Source organism: Kurthia sp. YJT4 (assembly GCF_030219945.1).
In the GTDB taxonomy this organism is placed as follows: domain Bacteria; phylum Bacillota; class Bacilli; order Bacillales_A; family Planococcaceae; genus Kurthia; species Kurthia gibsonii.
Genome location: NZ_CP126689.1, coordinates 1,500,219 through 1,524,874 on the forward strand (window position 1 = coordinate 1,500,219; position 24,656 = coordinate 1,524,874).

At 35.2% G+C, this 24,656-nt stretch carries 28 protein-coding genes and 1 pseudogene; 24 read left to right on the plus strand and 5 right to left on the minus strand.

Annotated features, from left to right (window positions below; genetic code table 11):
* The first annotated feature begins 14 nt into the window (after positions 1 to 14).
* Positions 15 to 1,007: an EAL domain-containing protein gene (locus QN089_RS07300; protein WP_285216357.1), complete on the plus strand. Its 993-nt coding sequence runs from the start codon at positions 15 to 17 to the stop codon at positions 1,005 to 1,007.
* Positions 1,008 to 1,062: 55 nt separating this feature from the next.
* Here the strand turns inward: QN089_RS07300 and QN089_RS07305 are convergent, their stop codons facing one another.
* Positions 1,063 to 1,467 (minus strand): organic hydroperoxide resistance protein, encoded by a 405-nt coding sequence (locus tag QN089_RS07305; RefSeq protein WP_068453500.1) that lies wholly within the window; start codon positions 1,465 to 1,467, stop codon positions 1,063 to 1,065.
* Between the two features lie 116 nt (positions 1,468 to 1,583).
* Here QN089_RS07305 and QN089_RS07310 point away from each other — a divergent pair, with 116 nt between their 5' ends.
* The gene (locus QN089_RS07310; RefSeq protein WP_068453498.1) at positions 1,584 to 2,012 is read left to right on the plus strand and encodes a MarR family winged helix-turn-helix transcriptional regulator; all 429 of its coding nucleotides are present in this window, start codon (positions 1,584 to 1,586) and stop codon (positions 2,010 to 2,012) included.
* 181 nt (positions 2,013 to 2,193) lie between these two features.
* A complete protein-coding gene (locus QN089_RS07315; protein WP_068453496.1) occupies positions 2,194 to 3,384 on the plus strand; it encodes a GTP-binding protein in 1,191 nt (396 codons plus the stop codon).
* A gap of 49 nt (positions 3,385 to 3,433) precedes the next feature.
* Here the strand turns inward: QN089_RS07315 and QN089_RS07320 are convergent, their stop codons facing one another.
* Positions 3,434 to 3,844, minus strand: a complete 411-nt coding sequence (locus QN089_RS07320) for a MarR family winged helix-turn-helix transcriptional regulator (RefSeq protein ID WP_068453494.1) — start codon at positions 3,842 to 3,844, stop codon at positions 3,434 to 3,436.
* Positions 3,845 to 3,967: 123 nt separating this feature from the next.
* Between QN089_RS07320 and QN089_RS07325 the strand changes: the two genes are divergently transcribed.
* The 5 genes from QN089_RS07325 to QN089_RS07345 all read left to right on the plus strand — a co-directional run bounded on the left by QN089_RS07325 (position 3,968) and on the right by QN089_RS07345 (position 7,864).
* Entirely contained in the window at positions 3,968 to 4,957 is a 990-nt protein-coding gene (locus QN089_RS07325; protein ID WP_285216358.1) for a YhdH/YhfP family quinone oxidoreductase, read from the plus strand.
* A 74-nt stretch (positions 4,958 to 5,031) separates the two neighbouring features.
* On the plus strand, positions 5,032 to 5,514 hold the full coding sequence (locus QN089_RS07330) for a hypothetical protein (RefSeq protein WP_285216359.1): 483 nt from the start codon (positions 5,032 to 5,034) through the stop codon (positions 5,512 to 5,514).
* Between the two features lie 118 nt (positions 5,515 to 5,632).
* Positions 5,633 to 5,920 carry a hypothetical protein gene (locus tag QN089_RS07335; protein WP_087680717.1) on the plus strand — a complete coding sequence of 96 codons (288 nt, stop codon included), beginning with the start codon at positions 5,633 to 5,635 and terminating at the stop codon, positions 5,918 to 5,920.
* Between the two features lie 207 nt (positions 5,921 to 6,127).
* Entirely contained in the window at positions 6,128 to 6,616 is a 489-nt protein-coding gene (locus QN089_RS07340) for a sigma-70 family RNA polymerase sigma factor (RefSeq protein WP_068453486.1), read from the plus strand.
* Positions 6,617 to 6,619: 3 nt separating this feature from the next.
* The gene (locus tag QN089_RS07345) at positions 6,620 to 7,864 is read left to right on the plus strand and encodes a DUF4179 domain-containing protein (protein WP_285216360.1); all 1,245 of its coding nucleotides are present in this window, start codon (positions 6,620 to 6,622) and stop codon (positions 7,862 to 7,864) included.
* 54 nt (positions 7,865 to 7,918) lie between these two features.
* Here the strand turns inward: QN089_RS07345 and QN089_RS07350 are convergent, their stop codons facing one another.
* Positions 7,919 to 8,680: a DeoR/GlpR family DNA-binding transcription regulator gene (locus QN089_RS07350; RefSeq protein WP_121177314.1), complete on the minus strand. Its 762-nt coding sequence runs from the start codon at positions 8,678 to 8,680 to the stop codon at positions 7,919 to 7,921.
* 152 nt (positions 8,681 to 8,832) lie between these two features.
* Between QN089_RS07350 and QN089_RS07355 the strand changes: the two genes are divergently transcribed.
* The 16 genes and pseudogenes from QN089_RS07355 (at position 8,833) to QN089_RS07430 (ending at position 22,185) form a co-directional block, all read left to right on the plus strand.
* The gene (locus QN089_RS07355) at positions 8,833 to 9,585 is read left to right on the plus strand and encodes an ABC transporter ATP-binding protein (RefSeq protein ID WP_121177312.1); all 753 of its coding nucleotides are present in this window, start codon (positions 8,833 to 8,835) and stop codon (positions 9,583 to 9,585) included.
* Positions 9,578 to 11,200, plus strand: a complete 1,623-nt coding sequence (locus QN089_RS07360) for an ABC transporter permease subunit (RefSeq protein WP_285216361.1) — start codon at positions 9,578 to 9,580, stop codon at positions 11,198 to 11,200. Before QN089_RS07355 ends, QN089_RS07360 begins: the two co-directional genes overlap by 8 nt.
* Complete coding sequence (locus tag QN089_RS07365) at positions 11,200 to 12,177, plus strand: extracellular solute-binding protein (protein WP_481810432.1); 978 nt, start codon at positions 11,200 to 11,202, stop codon at positions 12,175 to 12,177. The genes QN089_RS07360 and QN089_RS07365 overlap by 1 nt, the downstream gene beginning before the upstream one ends.
* Positions 12,178 to 12,195: 18 nt before the next feature.
* On the plus strand, positions 12,196 to 13,278 hold the full coding sequence (gene phnW / locus QN089_RS07370) for a 2-aminoethylphosphonate--pyruvate transaminase (RefSeq protein ID WP_285216362.1): 1,083 nt from the start codon (positions 12,196 to 12,198) through the stop codon (positions 13,276 to 13,278).
* Positions 13,275 to 14,072 (plus strand): phosphonoacetaldehyde hydrolase, encoded by a 798-nt coding sequence (gene phnX / locus QN089_RS07375; RefSeq protein WP_285216363.1) that lies wholly within the window; start codon positions 13,275 to 13,277, stop codon positions 14,070 to 14,072. Before phnW ends, phnX begins: the two co-directional genes overlap by 4 nt.
* Positions 14,073 to 14,847: 775 nt before the next feature.
* Positions 14,848 to 15,054, plus strand: a complete 207-nt coding sequence (locus QN089_RS07380; RefSeq protein WP_156422354.1) for a hypothetical protein — start codon at positions 14,848 to 14,850, stop codon at positions 15,052 to 15,054.
* A gap of 128 nt (positions 15,055 to 15,182) precedes the next feature.
* Positions 15,183 to 15,491 (plus strand): hypothetical protein, encoded by a 309-nt coding sequence (locus QN089_RS07385; RefSeq protein WP_285216364.1) that lies wholly within the window; start codon positions 15,183 to 15,185, stop codon positions 15,489 to 15,491.
* A gap of 46 nt (positions 15,492 to 15,537) precedes the next feature.
* Positions 15,538 to 16,095, plus strand: coding sequence for a hypothetical protein (locus QN089_RS07390; protein ID WP_285216365.1), 558 nt, complete (start codon positions 15,538 to 15,540; stop codon positions 16,093 to 16,095).
* 956 nt (positions 16,096 to 17,051) lie between these two features.
* A complete protein-coding gene (locus QN089_RS07395; protein WP_285216366.1) occupies positions 17,052 to 17,300 on the plus strand; it encodes a hypothetical protein in 249 nt (82 codons plus the stop codon).
* 234 nt (positions 17,301 to 17,534) lie between these two features.
* A complete protein-coding gene (locus QN089_RS07400) occupies positions 17,535 to 17,882 on the plus strand; it encodes an RHS repeat domain-containing protein (protein ID WP_285216367.1) in 348 nt (115 codons plus the stop codon).
* Positions 17,842 to 18,126 carry a hypothetical protein gene (locus QN089_RS07405; RefSeq protein ID WP_285216368.1) on the plus strand — a complete coding sequence of 95 codons (285 nt, stop codon included), beginning with the start codon at positions 17,842 to 17,844 and terminating at the stop codon, positions 18,124 to 18,126. The genes QN089_RS07400 and QN089_RS07405 overlap by 41 nt, the downstream gene beginning before the upstream one ends.
* Positions 18,127 to 18,158: 32 nt before the next feature.
* Positions 18,159 to 18,473 (plus strand): hypothetical protein, encoded by a 315-nt coding sequence (locus QN089_RS07410; RefSeq protein ID WP_285216369.1) that lies wholly within the window; start codon positions 18,159 to 18,161, stop codon positions 18,471 to 18,473.
* Positions 18,474 to 19,736: 1,263 nt separating this feature from the next.
* Positions 19,737 to 19,928 (plus strand): hypothetical protein, encoded by a 192-nt coding sequence (locus QN089_RS07415; RefSeq protein ID WP_285216370.1) that lies wholly within the window; start codon positions 19,737 to 19,739, stop codon positions 19,926 to 19,928.
* Positions 19,929 to 20,337: 409 nt separating this feature from the next.
* A complete protein-coding gene (locus tag QN089_RS07420) occupies positions 20,338 to 20,910 on the plus strand; it encodes a hypothetical protein (protein ID WP_285216371.1) in 573 nt (190 codons plus the stop codon).
* A 55-nt stretch (positions 20,911 to 20,965) separates the two neighbouring features.
* Positions 20,966 to 21,262, plus strand: a pseudogene (locus QN089_RS07425) (RHS repeat domain-containing protein); the annotation flags it as partial.
* Complete coding sequence (locus tag QN089_RS07430; protein ID WP_285216372.1) at positions 21,202 to 22,185, plus strand: RHS repeat domain-containing protein; 984 nt, start codon at positions 21,202 to 21,204, stop codon at positions 22,183 to 22,185. The pseudogene QN089_RS07425 and the gene QN089_RS07430, both read left to right, overlap by 61 nt.
* Here the strand turns inward: QN089_RS07430 and istB are convergent.
* Positions 22,159 to 22,881 (minus strand): IS21-like element helper ATPase IstB, encoded by a 723-nt coding sequence (gene istB / locus QN089_RS07435; RefSeq protein WP_285215373.1) that lies wholly within the window; start codon positions 22,879 to 22,881, stop codon positions 22,159 to 22,161. The genes QN089_RS07430 and istB overlap by 27 nt on opposite strands.
* Positions 22,874 to 24,304, minus strand: coding sequence for an IS21 family transposase (istA, locus tag QN089_RS07440; protein WP_285215372.1), 1,431 nt, complete (start codon positions 24,302 to 24,304; stop codon positions 22,874 to 22,876). The genes istB and istA overlap by 8 nt, the downstream gene beginning before the upstream one ends.
* Positions 24,305 to 24,656 lie beyond the last annotated feature (352 nt).

The following is a 24,656-nucleotide window of genomic DNA, read 5'->3' on the forward strand; positions in this document are numbered from 1 at the left end:
AAGGGGAATATGATATGCCTTGCAGAAGTTGTTTAGTTTTAGAGTTAGAATTTGAAATTCAATTGATGAGTAAAGAAAACCAAACAGTCATACCATCCATTCAACAGTTTTTTAAACGTCGTCAATTAGAACTAACAGTAGAAAAAAATAGTCTCTATATGAATGAGCAAGGAGCAAAAGAGTTTTTAGACTTTAGTACAGGACATATGGATTTAGCAGAGATGCAATTCCGAGTAGAAAATCAAGATTGGAAACCGATGACGGAGTTAGAAAGTATTTTAGAAACAAAATGGTTGGATGAAGTGATTCGTGAAAAACGTATAATCAGTTATTCCCAACCGATTGTTACGCGCGATAAAGAAATTTATGCATATGAGGTGTTATCACGTTTTACACGTGAAGATGGCTCGATGATTTATCCGAATGAAATCTTTTCAGCTGCACGTGCACGAGGTCGTCTTTATGCATTAGATCGTCTATGTCGTATGACAGCAGTTAGTTATTCAGCAATTCTTCAAAAGAAAACGTTTATCAACTTTATTCCAACATCTATTTATTCACCTGAATTTTGTTTAAAATCAACGATTCATCGAGCAAATCAACTAAACATTAATCCAAGTCAATTCGTTTTTGAAGTAGTTGAAACAGAACAAATGGACGATGTGGAACATTTGAAGAATATTTTAAATTATTATAATGAGCGTGGTTTTAAATACGCACTAGATGATGTAGGGGAAGGATTTAGTACGATGGAGATGCTTGATCAAATTCAACCACATTATATGAAACTAGACATTAAATATGTACAAGGCGTTAGCGAAAATGAAGAGAAACAACAAATCGCGCGTGCCTTTTTAGAAAAAGCCATGGAGATTGGTGCTACCCCACTCGCTGAAGGAATAGAGAGTGAAGAAGATTTTGAATGGTTAAAAGCATGTGGTTATGAATTGTTTCAAGGCTACCTATTTGGAAAACCTAGCGTAGAACCATTACGAAAAGTAAGTTAAACAGCCAAAAGGCTTCGACATGATAAATGATGTCGAAGCCTTTTGTTTAGTATTTTTATACTGCTTTAATTTCAACATCAATATTGCCAGCTGTTGCTTTTGAGTAAGGGCATACTTGATGTGTCATATGCAGTAGTTCAAGTGCTTCCTCACGTGATACGTCATCAATATGACCAACAATCTCCACGGCTAAAATAAAATCAGCAGCTGCTTTTTCAAATAGACGAACCGTTACGCTAATCGTTGATTTACCTTTAATGCCTTTTTGACGCTTCACTAAGTCAAGTGCGCTATTGAAGCAAGCGCTATAGCCTGCCGCAAATAACTGCTCTGGATTTGTTGCGTCTGCTACATTAGAACCTGGAGGCGCGATTTTCACTTGGAATGAACGGTCATCTGCTACAGATTCTCCATTACGTCCGCCTGTATTCACCATTTTTGTTGTGTAAATTTCTTTCATTATAAAACACACCTTTCAATTAAGTTTTGAACAATTTAATTGTACACAATTAAATTGCGTTTGACAAGTATAATGATTCTTTTTAAAATAGAGAAGATATGAACGGAGGATTGACCATGACGACATTAGATGATCAATTGTGTTTTCTACTCTATGTTTCTTCAAAAGAAGTCATTAAAGAATATACATCACGATTAAAAGCATACGACCTAACCTATACAGGTTACATCACATTACTTGCTATACCCCTAGATGAGTCTATCTCAATCAAAGATTTAGGAAAAAAGTTATTTTTAGATTCAGGCACATTAACGCCACTAATGAAAAAATTAGAAGCACAAGGATATGTGAGTCGTGAGCGCTCACAAGAAGACGAGCGTGTACTATGCGTGACACTTACTGCTGCAGGACTTCAATTAAGAGAGCAACTACAATGCGTATCTGAAGATGTATTTGCTGCTTCTGGTATGGATGTGACACAAGCTCAATCACTTCATACAATCTTACAACAATTTGTACATGCGCTTGAACAACGTCCGAAATAGAGGAAAAGAGGTATTTCATTACGGTGAGATATCTCTTTTTTATGAAAGTATTAAAAAATGGTTTGACATGTAAAAAGAAGCAGTGTAATATTTTAAATCGTAATCATTACTATTTGTGATGAAAAAATTTTACGGTTTTATAAAGCGTAATCATTACGTTTTAAGAAAAGGAGCTATTAAGATGAAAAAGATTCCCGTTACAGTATTAAGTGGCTATTTAGGGGCTGGCAAAACAACATTATTAAATCATGTATTACAAAATGAACAAGGTATGCGTATTGCAGTCATTGTGAATGATATGAGTGAGATTAATATCGATGCATCACTTGTATCGCATGAGAGTGGTTTATCTCGAACAGATGAAAAGTTTGTTGAGTTATCGAATGGTTGTATTTGCTGCACATTAAGAGAGGACTTGTTAATTGAGGTAGAGCGACTTGTTCAAAAAGGCAATATTGATTATATATTGATTGAATCAACAGGAATTAGCGAGCCAATACCTGTAGCACAAACTTTTACATATATTGATGAGGAATTGGGGATTGATTTAGCCAAATATTGTACATTAGATACGATGGTGACTGTTGTCGATGTCTATCGTTTTTGGACCGATTTTCAATCAGGTGAAACATTACGTGAACGTCATGAAGGAAATGATGAGCAAGATGACCGCGATGTAGCTGACTTACTGATTGATCAAATTGAGTTTTGTGATGTGCTCATTTTAAACAAAACGGACTTAATTACAGCTGAGCAATTAGAACAACTAGAGCGTGTATTACGTGTCATTCAACCCGAAGCTAAAATCATTCATAGTTCATATGGGCGCGTTGCACCAGCTGATATTTTGCATACAGAACGATTTGACTTTGAAAAAGCAGCGGCTTCGGCAGGTTGGCTACAGGAGTTGAATACGCCACATCATACACCTGAAACAGAGGAATACGGTATAGGCTCCTTCGTCTATCGACGTAAAAGACCGTTTCACCCTGTTCGTTTCCAGCAATTTGTAGAAGATATGCCGTTATCTATTGTACGTGCCAAAGGTTTTGTATGGTGTGCTAAACCGAACCATATCGCCTTACTATTTTCACAAGCAGGTGCATCTGTTCAACTATCGCCACTTAGTTATTGGATTGGTTCTTTATCTAAGGAAGAACAAGAAGCTTATTTACAAGAAGAACCTGAGCTGCGTGAAGAATGGGATGACCAATATGGAGATCGCCAAACACAACTCGTACTCATCGGTATCCAATTAGAAAAAGAGGAGATTATACAAGCGCTGGATACATGCTTATTAACTGAAGACGAAATGACAAGTGACTGGGAGAGAATCGAACAACCAGAAGGCTGGCTACAGTTAGAAGTCTAATTGGTCATAAAAAATAGAAACCACACAGCAACGTGGTTTCTATTTCTATTTATTGAATCAATTTTTGTAATGTCGCAATCAGCTTTTCTGCTTCATCTGCTTCTAATTTATTAAGGAAGTGGTGATTCATCTTCTGAATAACTTGTTCTACATCCGGTTGTAATGCTTTTGCTTTCTCTGTAGCTGTCACTAAAATCGTTCGACGGTTACTAGGGTCAACCTGTCTTTCAATTAACTGTTGCTTTTGCATTTTATCTAAAACTGTTGAGATAGAGGAAGCTTTTAAATGAAGAAAACTTCCAATTTCTTTTGGTGTTAGCTCACCATGTGTCCATAACGTATTTAAAATACCATACTGTGTCGGTGTTAATTCATAAGGTGTTAATTCGTCTGCTAAATGTTGATGGACTTGATGTTGTGAGACACTTAATAAAAAATTTAAACATTGATGTAATTCCAATTGGAAAACCTCATTTCTTCTATGTATTCGGAATTATTGAACAAATAACTAAAATATGTTACCTTTCTATTATAGAACATTTCTATAATAGAACTATTTGAAAATAGGAAGGTGTGTGTGAAGATGGAACAATTTCAAGCGATGGTTGTACGTGAAGTCGATGGAGAAGTGAACTATGCAATTGAACACGTTACAAAAGACATGTTATCAGACGGTGAAGTACTAATTCAAGTTGCGTACTCATCTATTAATTATAAAGATAGTTTGGCTGTAAAAACAAGAGGTGGGGTCATTCGAAATTACCCGATGATTCCTGGGATTGATTTGAGTGGGGTTATTGTTGAAACAACCGTACCACATCTTCAAGTAGGACAAGAAGTTCTCGTAACAGGTTATACAATGGGTATGTCGCATACAGGTGGCTTTGCAGAATATGCGCAAGTGCCAGCTGAATGGATTGTACCACTCCCACAAAACGTATCTTTACGTGATGCTATGGTGATTGGTACAGCAGGTTTCACAGCTGGATTATCAGTAGATGCACTTGAAAAAGACGGCATGAAAGCAGAACATCAACCGTCGATTCTCGTAACAGGTGCTTCAGGTGGTGTAGGTAGTATTGCCATTCAATTATTAAAAGCAACAGGTTATGAAAATGTCTCTGCACTGATTCGTAAAGACTACCAACGTGATGTTGTAACAGCACTTGGTGCAGATCATGTTGTGACACTAGAAGAATTCGAAGCAACAAAAGGAAAAGTTCTCGAAAAAGAAACATATGATTATGTGATTGATACAGTAGGTGGCGAAATTGCTGCACAGTGCATCGCAAAACTACGCTACGGTGGCAGTATGACGATGTGTGGCAATGCAGGCGGTATCGGACTGACAACAACGGTTCTACCATTCATCTTACGCGGTGTTCGTTTACTCGGCATTGATTCTGTACAAATGCCACATGATGCGCGTTTACCTATTTGGCATCGCTTTTCAAATGAATGGTCAATTATGTCACAAGCGCATGTAGAAGAAATTACGCTACATGAAGCGAAGGAAACTTTACAAGCACTGCAAGAAGGACGACATCTTGGACGCACCATTATTCGCATGTAAAAATTTACAAAGCATTCATAGTAGCTTAAAGCTTCTTTTCTATACTTAGTTTAGAAAAGAAGGAGGCTACTCGTGTGAATAATCTACAATCCATTACATTAGATCACATCACATTTTTCCCGCCCGTTGTTCAGCGCCAAGCAGAACAACTCTTATTGAAAATGAATGCATCGGTTGAAGCTGCGATTTGGCATGAAGTATCGCTTGGTTATGCAACGATTCATGTACCAGAAATCATTTATAATGAACGATTACCACAAAAGTATATAGAAATGTGTGGGCATATTGAAAAACAGCAATACTATTGTCTGTTTAGTCGTCATTTTCAATGGAAAGTGCGAATTGATGCGCTAAGACAGTTACAAAAAATGGATGCACTATATGATTGGACCATTCCTTTTTTAATGTTAGGAACAGCAGACTACAGTATGGAAGTGCGACAATTGAGTCGACAATTATTATCGACATTTGATGCGAGAGAAATCGAGCGAATCAGTTATCACAATGTCTCTTTCTTACATGCTATCAAGACATTAGCGATGCAAAAACCTTATTAAAAAAAGGTTTGAAAGAGAAAAAAGAAGTGATATAGAGAAAAAATAATGTATTTTATGTAAAAATACGTTTTCATATGTTATACTTTTCCAAGAGGGATGTGGAAAAGGGGTTTTCTATATGAGTAATGATTCCATGTATTTAGTGATGATTGTGGTATTGGTATTATCTTTACTGGCATTAATTGCGAAGCGTAAACAAAAGGGGTTAAGTGGATTAAAGTCGATGATTACACCGATTTTTAGTTATTTAATCGGGATTGTCATTTTAATTTCATTTTATACGCATACATTTGGTCCGTGGACGTTCTATGCAAGTGTCGTATTATTTTTAGGCGCACTATTCGGGCTAAAGTATATGAAAGAAGCAATGGTTGAAGCTGCAGAGAAAAATACAGTATCAAAATAATAAAAAATCCGTAGCGCATGATGGGCGTTACGGGTTTTTTATGTGTGGTCATGTAGAGATGTCACAGCAAAACCTCCTTTTAAATATCTGAAAATTCAATCGTAGTAACATCTAATTCCCTATACCCTGAATAGTCCCTTTTAATAAAAGGAAAAAAAGTTGAACGAAATACGAACATGAACAGTCTAATAGAAAAGGAGGGGTGAAATGGACGTTAAACTCATTCAACAAGCAATCAAAGGAAATCAAGATGCTTGTGTTTTATTATTACAACACCATCAGGATGTACTTTATCGTATTGCCTATAGTTATTTACGAAATGAACCCGATACACTCGATGCCATACAAGAAGTGACGATTCGTTGTTTAACCCGCATACATACATTGAAAGAACCGACCTATTTTAAAACGTGGCTTATTCGAATCTTGCTCAATGTGTGTGCTGATTTAAACAGAAAAAAACAGAGAACATTGCCTGTTTTACAAGAAAAAGGCTATGAGGAAGAAGTGCATATTGATTTATATCGTGCATTAGATGAATTAGAAGTGGAGCAGCGTGAGCTGATTTATTTAAAATATTTCGAGGACTATCAAAATAAACAAATTGCAGAACAACTGCAATTACCAGAAGGTACAGTTAAATCGAGGTTACATACAATTTTAAAAAAGATGCGCAAGCGATTAGGAGGTGTCTAGAAATTGAAAAAACGATATGTCTTTAAAAAATTAGATGAGATTGCTGTCCCAAAAGACCAAGTGAATAAACAGATTGAACAAGGAAAAAAACAATATCAAAAACAGCAAAAACGAAGAAAGCGAATGAAGTGGAGTGGCGGCGTAGCCGTTGTAGTCCTCCTTTTTCTAGCCCTCATTCGTTTTAATCCCAGTGTGGCAGATGCACTATCGAAAATCCCTGTATTCGCAGGTTTTGTTGAATTGATTAAACACGATGAAAGCTTGCGTACAGCACTCGAACATGAATATGTCGAAAAGATTGATCATACCATCACTAAAAAAGATGTAAAGGTGACGATTCAGCAAATTAGTTTTGATGGTGCGAAAATGGTCATTAGCTATCGACTGACAAACCCTAACAAACATCTCATTAATCAGTGGGTCGATACTGCAATTGACGAAGAAGAATATACAAGTGAATCTTCTATGTCACCAACAGTAGAAAAACCATCTCCTGTCAAAAAGTTAGATGGTGTCATTCAACTATACGGTGCAGAATTGAAACGAGATTTTACACTTGATTTAACAGTGGCGATTGACGGAAAAGACGAAAAGTTCCGTTTCCCTATTCATCTAACAAAAAAGCTATTGGAGCCGAAAATACTCGCAAAACAACAAATGATTGAACTGGATGGACAGAAGATGGAGTTGCTTCAAGTGAGTCGTTATCCACTCACAACACTCGTAACTATAAGAGCAGCTGCTTCCAATACGAAAAACATTCTAATGATTGAAGAAATGTTGCTATATGACGGGAAGAAAAAAGTCGCAACATTACATGAAGGATTGCGCTCGACGGGCAGTTTACAAGACAAAGAAGGCAGCACGTACTATTTACAAGGTGATTACTTCAAATCGTTGAAAGAACCGCGATTGGTCCTTTCATCTATTCAAGCACTTGAAAAGGGCGAAGAAAAACTCATCGTGAATTTAAAGAAAAAACAAGTCATTAAAAAGCCAAATAATACACTTGTTACGTATGTATTGAAAGAAGATGAGTTACGCATCATTCCCAAAAACGAGCAACATACAACGCAAATTCAGTTATATGATGCAAACGGAAAAGAAGTAGATGATACTTCTTACCGAGAAAATGGGGTGAATATTATTCCTGTGAATCCAAAAGAATATAAACAACCACTAACAGGAGATTTTGTCATGTACCCTGCTTATTTAAAAGGAGAAGTACAAGTACCGCTAAAAGAATAGTTCATTTATGCAAATAAAAGAAGTCATCGCTTCATTGTGATGACTTCTTTTTTTTTAGGTAGCACGATGTAAAGAAACTCCTGCATCTACATATGTTTCATAAGTAGCGTCTTCTAATTGCTCGTCTGTAATAATCGTATCAAAAGCACTAAGCGGTGCGATATGAACGAATACATCACGCTCAAATTTGGAATGATCAACCATTAAATACGTGTGCGTCGCAATCTCAATCATCTTTTTACGTGTAGTCGCTTCTTCTAAACTATAATCGGAAACACCTTTTTCTAGTGAGACACCACTCGCACAGATGAACGCTTTATGAATCGTTAATTGGTCGAAGTTAAATAGAAAATCATAGGTCGTAATGGACTGTTCAGATCGTCTTAACTTACCACCAATTAAAAGCACCTCAATTTCTGTATGCATGAGTGCCATAACAATCGGCAGTGAATTCGTGACAACCGTCAGTCGCTGAACATCTTGTAATAGATGTGCTAATTGTAGTGTTGTCGAACCACTATCTAAGTAGATGCAATCACCTTCTTGAATGAGACTACGACAATAGGTCGCAATTTGCTTTTTCTCTGGTAGTGCATGATGGAGGCGCTGCTCAATCAATGACTCACCAAGTGGTTCTTCTTTTAATTTAATCCCACCATATACTTTTTCGATAGCACCTTCTTCTACTAATACCGCAATATCTCGACGTAGTGTCTCCATTGAAACACCAAGACGCTCCGCAAGAATCGGTAACTTCATCATCTTCTCTTGTTGTAGCATATCTAAAATCGTTGCCCGTCTTTTCATTGGGAACATGGTCAACTTCACCTCATTTCTATCTTTATTATAAACAATATAGTCAACACTTTGTAATTAGTTATTCAACATTTACTCAACATTTACAAAAATCTTCTTTTTCATTTACATTTACTCCCTATAATAAAAGTAAGAAACGGGAGGTGGACGATTTGCTACAGTTACAACATGTCAGCAAACGCTATAAAAATCAAACGATACTGGAAGAAATTAATGTAACGATTCAAAAAGGGGAGATCGTTTCCTTATTAGGACCTAGTGGAAGCGGCAAAACCACCATTTTAAATATGATTCTTGGATTAACAGATGTATCTTCAGGTCAAATCTTTTTTGACGGGGAAGATGTAACACATACACCAATGAAAAAACGCGGCTTTAATATTGTATTCCAAGACTATGCACTTTTTCCGCATTTGAATGCCTATGACAATATCGTCTACGGATTGAAAAATAAAAAAGACAAAATTTCAAAAGAAGAAATTCAGCGCTATATCGAGTTTTTAGACTTAACACCACATTTAAAAAAGAAAGTCCATGAATTATCAGGTGGTCAAAAACAACGTGTATCCATCGCACGCACACTCATCATGCAGCCGAAAATTCTCTTAATGGATGAGCCACTTAGTGCGCTTGACGGTGTTATGAAAGAGTCGATTAAAGAACGCATTCAACAAATCGCAAAAGAATTCAATTTAACGACAATCATTGTCACACATGATCCAGAAGAAGCACTGACGATGTCGGACCAAGTCATTATTGTCAATGACGGCAAGATTGCACAGTGCGGGACACCAGAAGATATTATTCAGCGCCCAAGTAACCCTTTTGTGAAAGACTTCATTTTGAAGCAGCTACATGTAAAACGCCAAAATATTTATCGCTTATTCGGTGAAGCCTATGTTTAATACGACGAAGTGGTTGAATGTTACGTCGATTCCGCTCATTGCTTTTTTCTTCGTCTTTCTCTGTCTACCTGTTGGCTTCATCGGTTTTCAATCGTTGCAAACAGATGCAGGTTTCTCGATTTCGGGTTATGTAGAAGCACTGCAAAATACAGCACTCATGACCGCACTATGGAACAGTACAAAAGTTTCGACACTCGTTGCGCTGAGTACGACGATTTTAGCTTTCATTCTTAGTTATACCGTAGCGATGACGCGGATTCAAGGTTCCATGAAGCAGTTCATTCAGTATAGCGTGATTTTCCCGATGTTTTTACCAACAATCACATATGGTTTTGTACTCATCTATGCATTCGGTAATCAAGGAATTTTCTCGAAGTTATTCGGTGGTGAGCCACTGTTTACGATTTATGGATTTAACGGTCTACTTCTTGGCGGTATCTTATATACGTTACCACCCGCCTTTATTATTATGCAAAATGGTTTTCAGTATGTGGACCGAAAATATTTACTCGTTGCAGACCTTATGGGTGACCGTCCAATGCGAAAAGCCTATCATACGATTTTGCGTCCGATGTCGGGTTCCATTGCAGGTGCTTTCGTTTTAAGTTTTATTTTAAGTTTTACGGACTTTGGAATTCCTGCTTCAATTGGCGGTTCATATGAAGTGATTGCGACGACACTCTATCAAACGATGCTCGGAGCGATTCCAAACTTCCAACAAGGTGCGATTGTTTCGGTCTTTATGTTACTACCAGCAGTGTTCGGTGTGCTCTTATTACAAGCAGTCGATAAACTGAATTTTCATCAGACGAATCCTTCTGGAACGGAACTTGCACCGCATCGCATGCGCGATACAACATTTGGCATGATGGCACTAAGCATCTCAATCATCATTCTTGCGATTTTCATCGTGATGTTTATTGTGCCTTTTTCAAAAGCCTATCCTTTTGATCTAACATTTACACTTGATTTCGTTCGTCAGTTTTTATCGATGAGTGAATTAATCCAAGTATATGGTAACTCAGTATTCGTCGCACTCTGTACAGCAGCAATTGGTGTCATCTTTACTTTTGTGACAGCCTTAGTACGAGCGAGAACCGATTTGAAAGGGCGAAAGTCATTCGATTTCTTTGCGATGATGACAAATACCGTACCTGGCATGGTACTTGGGCTAGGTTATTTACTTCTATTTAATGATAGCACGTTAAAAGGGACATTTTTGATTATCATTCTTTGCAACTTTGTCCATTTTTATACAACACCTTATTTAATGGCAAAAAATGCACTACAACGCATGGATGCCAATTGGGAGGTGATTGCGTCCCTTTTACAAGACTCTTGGCTCAAAACGGTATTCCGTATTATTTTGCCTAATATGAAATCAACGATCATTGAAATGTTTAGTTACTTCTTTATTCAAGCGATGGTAACGGTGAGTGGTGTCATCTTCCTTGTCTCTACAGAAACACTCATTGTATCTGCAAAAATTAAGGAATTACAGCATTTTAATCAGTTCAACGAAATTTTCTTATTATCTATTTTTATTTTCTTAACGAATATTATCGTAAAAATTGCGTGTGAATGGTACTTAAAAAAAGAAAAGAAGGTGCAATGATGAAAAAGATGAAATGGTTTTTAGTCGTATGTATGGTCGTAGTATTCATGGTGGGATGTAGTGGCAAGGCAGCACAATCAGATCAAGTGATTGTCTATTCGAATGCAGATGAAGAAGCAATTGCAGAGATGAAAAAAGCATTGGATGCGAATGGTTTAAAAGGACAATACATCATTCAAGCCATCGGTACATCGGAACTTGGTGGCAAGATGATTGCAGAAGGTAACAAGATGGAAGCAGATGTTGTGACGATGGCTTCGTACTTTATTGATACAGCACAACAAAAGCATGATTTATTCGTACCAATTGAAGCAAAGCAAGAAATACTAATTGAAAAACCAGCGTATGCGAATCCAATCTTAGGGAATATGGGCGCAATCTTCGTTAATACAGAATTATTAAAGTCGAAAAACTTACCAATGCCAACATCGATTAAAGACTTAACAAAACCGATGTATAAAAATCTTGTAGCCATTCCAAATATCATGGATTCTTCAACAGGTTGGTTACTTGTGCAAGCAATCTTAGGTGCATATGGTGAAAAAGAAGGACAACAAGTGTTAAAAGATCTAATTACGAATGTAGGTCCACATCTTGAGAGTTCAGGCTCAGGTCCCATTAAGAAAGTGTTAACAGGTGAAGTGGCTGTAGGATTTGGTTTACGTGCTCAAGCTGTAAAAGCAAAGGCAGAAGGAAAACCAATTCAATATATTGATCCAACAGAAGGTAACTACGCATTAACAGAATCAGTAGCAGTTGTCCGTAAAGGTGGTGAGAAAGAGAAGAAAGCCGAAAAGGTAGCAAATGTTATTACAGAACATGCACGTGCAGGACTTTTAACATTATATCCTGTGGCGTTATATAAAGGCGAAACAGTGGATGCGACACATGAAGCGAAATATGCAAAACAGTGGGATGCGCCATTAACAGTGGAACTACTTGAACAACATCAACAATTCTTTAAAAATGCACAATAACGGAGGAATCGAATAACGATGAAATTACTAACACCAGGTCCATTAACAACGACACGTACAGTACGTGAACAAATGCTAGAAGATCGTTGCACATGGGATACAGACTATAAAGAAACAACGCAGTGGATTCGTAAAGAATTACTTGCACTTGCGTATGCATCTGAAGAAAACTATACAGCGATTTTAATGCAAGGAAGTGGAAGTTTTGTTGTTGAGTCAGTTTTAACATCAACAATTCGTCCAGAAGATCGACTACTAATTATAACGAATGGCGCATACGGTGAACGCATTGTCCAAATGGCAAAAACGATTGGTTTACAATACGATGTCTATGCAGTTCCTTACGATGAACAGCCACAAATTGCGTTATTAGAAGATTACTTGATGAAAGGAAGCTATACGCATGTAGCAGTCGTACACTGTGAAACGACGACAGGTATTCTAAATCCTGTTGAAGCGATTGGAGAAGTTGTACATCAATACGGTGCGACATTCATTGTAGATGCGATGAGTAGTTTCGGCGGTGTCCCTTTAAACATACAAGAAGCACAGATTGATTACTTAATTAGTAGTGCCAACAAGTGTATTCAAGGTGTACCAGGGTTTGGCTTTGTCCTAGCGAAAAAGGCACATTTTTTAACGACAAAAGGTATTTCACGTAGTGTATCGCTAGATTTATATGATCAGTGGGCAACGATGGATGTTGACGGGAAGTGGCGCTTTACTTCGCCAACACATGTTGTCGCAGCGTTTGCACAAGCGATTCACGAATTACATGAAGAAGGTGGCGTGACAGCACGTTACGAACGTTACCGCTTAAATAATCAGATGATTCGTACTCAGCTACAAGAAGTGGGCATTCATGCATATATTGATGAAGCCATTCAATCACCGATTATTACAACATATCTTTTCCCGAATGAAGCATTCTCTTTTGAAGATTTTTACGAGGCGATGAAAGAAGCTGGATTTATCTTATATCCAGGTAAATTAACGGAAGTAGATACATTCCGAATTGGCAATATTGGCGATGTACATGCACAGGATTTCCGCGTGCTATGTGAAGCAATTAAAACATATATGGGGGTACAAGTAGGATGAATAAACAAATAGAAGCTGTTATTTTTGACTGGGCTGGCACAACGGTTGATTTCGGGTGCTTTGCGCCTGTACAAGTATTCGTGCAAATCTTTGAACAAGCAGGTGTACCTGTAACGATTGAAGAAGCGCGTAAGCCGATGGGGATGTTGAAGATTGACCATATTCGTACCATGTTAGAAATGCCAAGAATCTCGGCAACTTTCGAAGAAGTACATGGTCGTCCTTTTACAGAAGAAGACGTTCAAACACTTTACGGACAGTTTGAAGAAGCATTAATGAAAACACTCGCAAAATATACAGATCCCATCGCAGGTGTATGCGAAACTGTTCAGACTTTACGTGAACAAGGAATCAAGATTGGTTCTACCACAGGTTACACACGCGAGATGATGGAAGTCGTGACACGTGAAGCGAAGAAAAAAGGCTATGCACCGGACTTTCTTGCTACAGCAGACGACACGAACCAATTCGGACGACCTTATCCATACATGCTGTTTCGAAATATAGAAGCACTCCAAATTCAATCAACAAAATCTGTTGTAAAAGTGGGCGATACGACTTCTGATATGCAAGAAGCGAAAAATGCAGGTGTTCTTGCGATTGGTGTCATTGTCGGCAGTTCGGAAATGGGTTATACAGAAGCAGAATACGCTGCTTTACCAGAAGATGAAAAACGCAAATTAATTGAAGCAACACGCAAAAAGTTTGAAGCGAGTGGCGCAGATTATACAATTGAAACGATGCCAGACTTATTACCTTTACTAGAGCAGATTACACAACCTGTAATGATGTAAACAAAAAACAACCGCGCTTTCTGCTCGGTTGTTTTTTGTTGATAATTCCCATTTTTCTGATTATTTAAAGTATAATGATAGTAAAAATATTATCTGAAGGAGTATTTGAATTGTCATATGTAAAAATGTTTTTTGTTTATGTAATGGTTTCAGTTATTTTATTTTATTTCGTCTTTAATAATCCGCTTGTATATTCTATTATCTATTCATTTTTAGGGTTTATTATCTTCATAATCATCTTCATGATATTCCAAAAAATGAATAAAAGAGTGATTAAATAAAAATCGATGTATCTCGCAGAATTAGTGCATAATATAAGATGTATAGGATATTTTATTGACTGCATGTGCAGCTGTAATAAAATCATTTGAAAGATACTATGGGCTAGCATATGCAGCTTATAGTATCTTTTTTGTTTGCATAATAAAATCGTGCTATTAACATGTAGGATTATGTGATAATGTAAAAAAGGTTATTCTAATAAAAAAATGATTTATTTAATGTAGAATCACGTTATTTCATGAATTAAAGGCGAATTTTGAAGAAATAGAAAATACACTAGCTTTTAATGAGTTAAAAGAAAAAGTAGCGAATGATAGATAGAACTTTGGTTTGTCAGGACTGATTTTATCCTTTTTTAAAGATATGAATCATTTTAAAAAAGATACTACCATCTTTTCTCCAATATACACATTATGACTTTGATCTATAAGACATTAAACAGTGTATAGAGCTCTCAACAACTATAAAATAATAAAATCTAGTAGGCGCGCAAATGAAACCAGAAGTATTCATACAAAATGGAAAGGATTTAATACGAAAGAGCTGCGATTACAAAGAGAAGGAGGAGAAAGGGATGATAGAAGGAAAATACATTCAAATTATAGCGAATCATCAAAAGTTTGATGAACGATATGGTCAGTTCAGTAAATTAGAAGATAAGGGAATGGAAGAGCTAACGCTTTTTTTGAAAAACCTATAATTGAATTAGAACATGCACAGAAGTTTTTAGTTTCTCTGCTAAACTTCCCAATCTATATACATTTAGAAGTATTTAACTTTGATTTAGAAAGCATAGAAAGCTTATTTATTTCTCATGATGGTAAATATGTGATTCAAAAGTTGAAAAGTGACACATATCATTTTGAGGCTAAGATAGAGTGTCCAGAACTTTTCCTAGAAATGCTAGAATATATGACTGCTTATGCTGGCTATGGACGATTGAACTTTTATACAAACTGTAATACATGTTTTAATAGTGAGATTGTAAACAAAGAGATTCAATTTAATTTACTAGACTCTAGTAACTTTGTATTAGTTATGATCAAATATGATGGGAATGTGTTGCGCATAGTAAGCAGAAAAAGTAAATTGGAAGAAATTAAAAAACAACTCAAACAGCTACATAATGATGAATAGTCTATACGTTACTAGCTCAACATAACATTTAAGAGTTACAAATTAAGTGGAAGGTGATGATGAGATGAATTATTATTTGAATGATTACTTAACTGGAATAAATGAAGAGTATTTTATAAAAAATAATTTTAATATTGAGTTAGAACAATTTTGCTGCGAGCCTAATTTTGAAGGATTTTACAATCCAACAATATTAGAAACGAGTTTATCTTTTTTGACGAAACTAGAGTTATTTCCTATCTACATTCATGAAATAACATTTGGGTTACCAGCTAATCTTTCAAGTACTTTAAAAGATACGAAAGAAATAAATACTAACTTTTTTTATACAATCAAAAAAATTCAAGATTCTAGGCAATTGAAAGAAGTTTACTCTAAAGTGACTTTAGATGCGTATAATGGAGAAACGATTGTTATAACTTCTGAAAAGACACTAAATTTAGTTGAGCCAAAAGAAAATAACGATCTGTTTAAATATGAATTAAATTTTGGCTTAACAAATCGAAAAACTTACTTTTTGATTATACAATTAGATGGTCAGTGCTGGGATTTTATTTCAAATTTTAAAAACCATCCATTCCAAGAATTTCACATCGAAGTTTAAGAAGGAAAGAGAGCATAAGATGAAGAGTGAAGTAATTTATACGTTTTTATTTTTAATAGCGAGCCCTATTTTTTTAATATTGTGTTTGGAAACCAAAAGAAGATTCTATTTATTTCTTAGTATTGGTTCAATCGCTGTATATCCAATATATGTGATTTATCTAATGAACAAACAAGAAATAACATTCATTTTTTTACTTCATTATATGATTGTTTTCTTAGCAATGATTACACCATATTTCTATAGGAGAGAAACTGAGAACGAAAAAGATAAAAGAAATAAATATTTGAATAGAATTGTACTTATCCTTTGCCTTCTAATTATATTTACAATACCTAAAAGCTAATTAAAAAAGAGAGAAATAAAAACGATGCACGAGCTTATACATATGAATATAGATGGTCGTTTAAGAAAGGGAACTATTGTAAAAGGGATCGGACATTTTTGATTCCTAGAAATTTGGTATTGATTCTATGGTTGCACATTGAAGGAGAATGGAATAAAGAACACTTTAGATTTTAAGAAAGGCGTATATAATAGAATATTTTACGCTTTAATGACTGGCATAGCATATGTTGTTTCCGCAGTTGTTGGAGATTTAAAAGACGTAGCATTTATTGTACAAACTTTATGGGTTATGATTAAAGATTATTTTGATGTATAAAAAGCAAAATCACAATGTACAACAGAAGCAGCAAGAAAGGTCGTTAGAAACTCTCGAGCTTTTAGTAGAGTAATAGAGAAAAGAGCAAAAAAAGCAGCTAGGATTGCTGGAGTTGCCGCTTTAAGAAAAAGTTTTGGCGGATGGTATTTGTTAGGTAGATTTTCAATTGGGATTTATCAAGGAGGTCGTAATAAGTATTTCCAATATGCTCCATGTTACAGATCTGCATATACTTATGGCTCCTACGTTGCCAAAAAAAAAGGTTAGGTTAACATAAAAGGAGTCATATATAATGAAATATTTAAAACTTTTTATTTTTATTTTTATTTTTATTTTTTCTGCCCACTACTTGCAGGCTACTTGGGATAAAAATAATATAAGCATTAGCACAATCATTTTATCTATTGTTTGTATTTTTTACTCTATGGTAATGTCAAGTAGATTAATGGAAACAACAAAAATCTATGTTTTACCTATTTTCTTAGGGGTTTGTTATTATCTTTCGAATTGGATTTTAAACATTGACCATCTTATCAAATAAAACTTGTTTCTAAAGCTAAGAATGCAAGGTATGTAGTAGGAGTTGAAAGGATATATTACAATGATATGATTTCAAATAATAGATTAAGTGCCAGTCACCAAAACAATTCTGATAATAGGCTATAATTTAAGTCGCAGGCTCTCCAATATTTTTACGTGTTGGGGGTCTTCTCTATTTATAGAATTCGTAGAAAACCAAAATACCTTAACACTCAATACTGATTTATGGAAACAAGTGACGCAAAGGAACGATGCGAATTTACTCGGTTCACTAACGTATACAACAAAAGCACAACAGCCATTTAAAATCGCCTATGACTATATGAAAAATGGAAATATCGTACAAGCCGATGTAAATGGTCAAGTGAGCAGCTTTGTATATGATGCCAATGATCAATTAACAAAAGAAGCCTTACCAGATGGTACGGTCAACACGTATGATTATGACGCAGTAGGGAATCGTACAGCATCCGAAGTGAATGGTGAGAAAGCGACTTTCACGTATAATGATGCGAACCAATTGCGACGAAAAAGGAGGATTTATGGAAAAAATTACTTTTTTAGAATTATTAGATATACTTAAACATTATGATTTTTATGATTGGGAAGATGAGGGGAAAAAGCAGTATCAATTTAATTTAGCTATGCCTGAAAAATTATTAGAAAAACTAAGTTTTCCGGAATTTTATGAAAGTTTTGGTATTGAAGCTGTTCAAAATAGAAATGCCGAACGAAATTTAAAGGTAGCTGAGTGGTTAGAAATAGAAAATACATTTTTTAATTGGTTAAAAAATGTTGAAAATAGTGTATTTACTAAAAAAATATGATTGTTACGCCTTATTTTGAGAAAAATTGGTATTTGTATTCAGTTAAAAAATGGATGCAAAAAGATTATAAAAAGTATATAAATTATTTGGAAAACCAAGGGGTTATTGCTACTCCAATGGAATTCCATGAAGATTATCGCGGTGCAAAAATTGAAAATTTTCAGGAGTTGATTATGCTTTTCAAAATGGCAATTAGAGGTGTCCCATTATTATTTTTAGTAGATTATGAGTGGGCATTTATTGTGACAGATTCTTTAACGATTCGCATGGTTTTTAAAAACGAATCAATTTTGAAAGAAAAAAGGAATGTATTAAAGAGTCAGTTAGATTTTCAACTATTAGAATGATCAAATTATCTCATCGTATATATACGATGAGAACGGCTTACGTTTAACGAAAACAGTGGGCGATGCTGTAGTAGCAGGAATTAAAAAAGTTTTTAAAAATAGAATCTATAAAAAGAAAGGTAAAACATTTTACTTTTTTGGGAAAAAACAAACTCATGATTATCTGAGACTTTATTAGGAGGTGGTAGTATTTTTTCTTTACTATGGAATATAAGTATATTGGTAACTTGTTTAAGCACAATTACTCTTTTTTTCAATACTAAAAAAAGATGGTTGGATATATTTAAGAGAATTATATATACATTAATTACAGTTTTAATAATAGGGTTAGTCATGGTTAATTTTTTGGCTGAAAGTGATTTATTATTCTCCATAAAAATATTTAATTTATTATTGCTAGGTGTATTAATTTTAAATATGTACAATGTTGAGAAAAATAATAAAACTTTAGTGTCTTGGGTTGTTTTATATATATTAGTATTCGTTACTGGATTAATATTTATTAATCTAGGTTAAGTCAGAATAGCAATGAAATTGTAAAGGAAAGCGAGCCAGTACACAACGACCTGTTGTTGGCTCGCCCAACTTGTGACCTGCAAGCAGCAATTCATTAAGAATCATCATGGAAACGTATTAATTAAGGAACATCGACTAAGTTCCGCACGTGCTGTTCGAACGTCGATGGCACTCACATCGCGTGAGACCCACATTCAGGTGATGACGATGAACCATTATCACAAAATGGTTATAGTTGTGCAAATGACAATACCGATAACTACTGCAAGATATTCTATTGGTGTATATTTATATGGGAATTAAGGTGAGCAAATGATTACTATTATAGGATATGGATTCATCGGATTTTTTATAGCTAATGTAGTGTGGTTGATTGTGAATATCTATAAAGAGTATAAAAAAGATAAAAAGAGTCTTTTACAATCTCTTATAGCAGTCTCTTTAAATCTAATATTGGGTACATTTGGATTTTATGTAGGATTAGTTTTAATAGGACTCATTTTCGGAATAATATTTATATTTATTTAGTGAAATATTCCAGCAATCTATTTGGTTGGAATTACATATCTTTTAGCTAATATTGATGTTCTGAAAAAAATCAGTGTAAAAAGCTGCAGAAATATAAGTATAAAAGGTGAAACATTAATATGAACGACATTATTTGGTCATTAATTACATATTTGTGTGGAAAAATTTGTATTTTAAGTATTGTTAAAGGGTCGCGTAGGAATCATTAGTAGGATGATTGTGCATTTTCAAAATGAGTTTAAAAATGAATTAGCTAGGAACTACACGATAAGTGGCAAAGTACAAATAGGTACTTCACTTTGGAATGCAGATGCAAATGTATTCTCCGCTGAAAAGAAAAAACTCTCTTTAATAATAGAAGCATATAAACGTGGTGGGAAAACAAGAGCTTTGAAAATAGCAAGGAGATAAAATAAAAAGGAACGTATACTTTGGGGTGAAGGCCCTTTTTTGTCAGCTATTGATTTATTACCTAAAAAATATCAAAAAATCATTTTATTAATACTATTAAGTCTTATACTTTTGATTTTAATTATTTGGTATATAGCTGTATTGATAGCGGTTTAAATGAAATTTAAGTGGGATTTAGCAGATACGATTAGAGTAGTAATGGCAATATTTTTTTATTGAGCGCTCTATTTGGAACATTAATTTCAAGAATAGGAATATTAATTTTCATAGCTGTTTGGGGAACAAGGACCGTAATTATAGTTAAAGATGTTAATGGAATAAAGCTTATTGGAAAGGGTACAAATTCTATCACAAAAGTAATTATAGATGGGTTTGGGTATAATAAATTAAAATAAGGAGTTACATTTTAATGTTAATAACAGTACAAAAAATCACAGAAAAAGAGGTAGAAAGTACGATTCCATTCAAATATAAAGAAAAACTTCCATATTCTTATTATATTGTTTTTTCTAACGGTTCGGAAAAAGTTAATTTAGAAATACTATCTGCAATTTTTGATAAATTACCTCATGAAAATTTATATTTTTATATGCAAATTGATTTGTGTATGCAAGAAAATATATTTAAATATTGTAATAAGAATAGCCTACAACTTAATCTTTTATTTAAAACCGATTTTTATTTATTTGTCAGAGTAGATATAAATAACGTTGAGGATTTGATTAAAACATTTCCATTGGTTGATACGATAACATCGAAAATGGGGGATATTACCTTTTTTACATCGCTAAAAAATATAGAAATTAATAGCATTGAAATTTCAAAAAACTGGTTGTTTAAAAATCTGAATCATTTTTCAACAGTTCTTTTCGTTCCAGATGATACAAATTGCTCCTTCACCATTTATTCAAATGATGAATTTTATCGTTTAGATTCATTGGAAAATAGTTTTTCAGAGATAATAAGCGAGATAATTAAATAATATTTAATCTTTCTTTTTTAGTAAGAATGTCAATGGCCAAGTAAGCAGCTTTAGTTATGATGCCAATGACCAATTAACAAAAGAAACACTGCCAGATGGTACAATGAATACGTATAAATATGACGAAGTGGGGAATCGTACAGCATCTGAAGTGAATGGTGAGAAAGTGACTTTCACGTATAATGATGCCAATCAAATTGCGACGAAAAATGAGACGGCTTATACGTATGATGCAGATGGTAACTTATTGCAAGATGAAAACTATAAAAGGAAGGTGAGCCAAAATCGCAAGTGGAAGATAAGTCAAGATCGCAACGTCCTGTTGCTGACTTATCCAACCTACATCATGTAGGCAGTGTTGCAAGGCTCACCCAACTTGCGTCCAGCAAGCAGCAGCAACAACGTTTAACAAAGGTAACGACGCTAGACGACCAAACCATCGCATCTTACACATACGATGAAAATGGCTTACGTCTAACGAAAACAGTTGGCGACACAACACATGAATACTTCTATAACGACGAAGTATTGGATATGGAAGTTGTGAAAGTAAATAACACTGTAACAGAATACCGTTCATATGAATGGAATGGCTATACACCGCTTGGTATGATGGTAAAAGCGAAAAATGGATCCGGTACATTTGAAACGAATACGTATCAATTTATTACGAATCATCGTGGAGATGTATTAAGTATTCGTGACAAAGACGACCAAGAAGTAGCAACATACACATATGATGCGTACGGAAATAAGTTAAATGCAACAGGTACTTTAGCCAAAGCGAACCCAATTCGTTATGCAGGTTATTACTATGACGAAGAAACGAAGAACTACTATTTACAAGCACGTTACTACAACCCAGCAAATGGAGCATTCTTAGCATTAGACCCACATCCGGGTGATGATGACGAACCGTTATCACAGAATGGTTATAGCTATGCGAATGGGAATCCAGTGATGAAGGTGGATCCGAATGGGGAAGTGGCTAGATTTGTTGCCATGGGTGTGAAAAAGTTTATAAAAACTTTCAAGGTAAAAAAAGGAAGAAAAACAGTTACTAAAAAGAAGACAATAACGAGTTATGTGTATGTAAAATTAGATATTAATACAATTGCAAAAAAAATACCTAATCTCAAAAGAAATAAACATGTATTGAGTCAAAGCGATTCTTTTCATGTGTTTTGCAAGAGAAAAGTGCAGAGAATTGCAACGAAAAATACAGAGTGTTGCCACCCAATATTCCCCCTATTTTCTCGACAATGCGTTTGTTAAACGGAAGCTCTGGCCCGTGTACGAAATAATATGGGCATGGTGAATCAAACGATCCACCAGAGCTGCCGTTAAACGCGAATCCGAGAAAATGCGGTTCCACTGACTAAATTCTAAATTTGATGTGATAATCAAGCTCTTTTGTTCATAGAACTCTGAAATAATTTGAAACAGTAATTCTGCTCCTTCTTTGCCAAAAGGCAAATAACCCATTTCATCTAAAATCATTAAATCAACTTTTTCTAATTTACTTCTAAACTGCTTCATTTTCCCCGCATGCAGGGCTTGCTCTAATTCCTCAACTAAATGTGAAACGCGATAAAAACGGACTTCAAATCCATGCTCGCAAGCCTTTCTACCAAGTGCTGAAGCTAAATGTGTTTTACCTGTGCCAGGTGCGCCAACTAAAATGACATTCTCTTTTCTCCGAATGAAATCTAGCTGCTCTAATTCTTCCTTTGTTAAATGGTTCGGTAGACAAATGTCTTTATGCCACTGATAGCTTTCAAGCGTCTTCGTATCAATAAAACGTGCCTGTTTCAAATTACGTGCTATTTTGGCTTGCTCTCTGCCTAACTGTTCTTTTAATAAAATTTGATAAATATATTCTTCCGGCTCCGTAAAAGGTACTTCTTTAATCGCTTCTGCCACATGTGCCAATCTCAATTGCTTACAGAGTGTTAAAATCGCTTCATTCATGATTCAACGCCTCCGTTCCTTTTGGCGATAAGGCGTCATATTCTGTCCAATTTACACCGTAAGGGTGTTCTACTTCCTCAGCCTCACGGCCAATATATTCATAGAAATTTTGGTCGATGTCATTCATATCATGTGTAAGTAAAAGTGTCAGTAATTCATTGATCCGTTGCTTTCTTAACGCAAGTGAAGGGACGGTTAAATATTCCTTAATGCGCGTTGGTAAATAATTCGCATAACGCGAATGCCCTACAACACGTGGCTTTTTCAACCAATCTTTTAAGATTTCCTTCCATGGAATAAAACGACGTTTTCTCATATAAGGACGTGCGTCAGATAATAAAATTTCACCGTCATTTGTAATGACTTTAAACGAATCCCAATAGGTCACACAAGAGAGTTGGACGTAGTTCCTTGCTCTTGGCACATGAATCAAATGCCCATCAAGCTTGAACTCGTTATATTTATTAAATTTGATGAGGAATTGCTTAAATACCGGATAAGATTCTTCAGGTAATTTGATTAATTGCTTTTGCTCGTGCTGCCATAACTCATCAATCAGCACTTCTTTTTTATAATGAATTCGTTGGCGATCATTGATTAATTGTTGTTCTAATTGAGCTGTTAAATCCTCAAGGTCCTTTATGACCGGCGGTAGGCTAAAAAAGTTATAACGAACATAACCGACTTTACCTTCTACATGACCTTTTTCATTCCCTTTGCGTGGATTACATACTTGCACTTTAAACCCGTAATATTGCTGGAAATGTCGAAAGGCTTCCGTTAATTCTGCTTCTGAATCGCCTTTTCTTACTTTCTTCACCGCAGGTGTTAAGTTATCAATTCGAATGCTCAAAGGAACACCACCAGCCTGTTTAAATAAAAGTTGAAGTCCACCTAAAAAGCATTCTAAATTTTCACTCGGCATTGGTACCGCAAATGCTGTATTACTTGCTGGAAACGACATGACTAATGCATGTACATCCAGTATTTCTCCATCTTGAACAGCCTCCATTATACCGAAGTCTACCTGCGCTTCTCCTTCTGGATGTTCTAAACGTTCATGTCCTTTATCTGCTTCATCTTCTTGGGCTACTTTCCATTCTTGTATAAAATTACACACCGTTCTGTAAGAACCTTTGAATCCTTCTTTTACTAGGTCCTCAAATATTTTTTTGTTTTTACGGCGCAACTTTTTCTTGAGCTTTAAATCTTCTTCTAACCAATCAATTACGATTTCTCCCCATTTTTCATCGTACATCATGCCTTTTTTCAAATGGGTTTTCTCTTGAGGGAGCTGATCCTCATCCCCGTATTTCTTGGCGGTACGCCAATTAACCTGCATGGTTTTTGCGATTTCAGTAATCGATAATCCTTTTTCATTTCGTAATGTTTTGATACAATTAACTTCAGACATTGCTAGCATCCTTTCTTACCTCCCTGTTTCGGCTTCGACACCTAAAACAGTAGAGGGACTTGGGGTGGCTGGCAAGTCTTTTTTTATGCACAAAAATAGTGCAGGACTCTGTACAAATTCTTTGCACTAGTCTGCACTTTTATTTTGCAATAAACATTTCATCGAGCCGGCTCATATTTAACTTATAAACAATTACGAAAAGGAAGAGTTTATTCTCTACGTGGAAAGGATGGATCCATGTATACCCATTTAAAAGTTACAGGTATTGTAAGTGGAAGAGAGGGCGTGTTTCATTATATTATCGACAGAACAGGTGTGATTACTCATCAAGAGTTTAGAGTAGGTACAAATTTTTATTTAA